General features: G+C 60.1%; 1 protein-coding gene. It reads right to left on the bottom strand.

Going from position 1 to position 838, the window contains the following annotated elements:
• The coding region (locus EH240_RS37140) for an ISAs1 family transposase (protein WP_125007264.1) at positions 1 to 838 on the bottom strand (838 nt) is incomplete at both ends.

Below are 838 nucleotides of genomic sequence, written 5' to 3'. Positions count from 1 at the left end.
CGTATGAGGTTGAGCGCCATATGTTTTATGGTGGTGAAGTTTGCTGGAGCATGGTCGGTTCGCAGGCGGCACTCGTCGTCGCGGAAGACCATATCCAGCACCCAATGGAGGCTGTTCTCGACGGCCCAATGATCTCGGATGAGGGGCCCGATCAGGCTGGCGATGAGAACCAGCGAGGTAATGTAGAAACGCGTCTCCCGCTCGATCTTGCCGCCAGCCTCACGCGTGCTCTGGATCATGACAACGCTGTTGAGGCCAGGCCATTGATGGGTCTTTTGAAGCCAGTCGATATCGTGGATAACGGTGATGTCTCGGGTCTCGATGCGACCGTGATCGCCATCGACAGTCCTGGCGCGGCTCACGGTGGTGTCCTTGAAATTGCGGGCTTTTTGCTCGGCGGCGAAGAGTTCGACGTCATCGCGCAGTGTGCCTTGATTGCCCTTGAGGGCGAAGATGTAGTCGGCCTTCTTGTCCAGGACCTTCTGGGCGATGGCACGCTGGCAGCCCATGGCATCGATCGTCACGATGGCACCTTCAATGGCCAGCATGTCCAGCAGCCTGGGAATAGCGAGGATCTCATTGGCTTTGTCCGCCACCTTGACCTGCCCCAGCACCAGACGCTGGCGGGCGGCGAAGGCGGAAACCATGTGTATCGGCTCCTCGGCATTCCTGGACCCCTTGGAGCGGCGGACCGTCTTGCCGTCTATGGCGACGACGCCTTCCGGCGCGCCCGTCAGTGACGCTACCCACGCCACAAAACAGCGCTGGAAGTGTTCGGCATCGAGGCTGGCGAGGATATCGCCCAGATGATCATGCGCTGGCACGCCTTCACGAAAGG

The organism is Mesorhizobium tamadayense (genome assembly GCF_003863365.1).
Classification (GTDB): domain Bacteria; phylum Pseudomonadota; class Alphaproteobacteria; order Rhizobiales; family Rhizobiaceae; genus Mesorhizobium; species Mesorhizobium tamadayense.
This window is presented reverse-complemented; position numbering and strand designations above follow the sequence as displayed.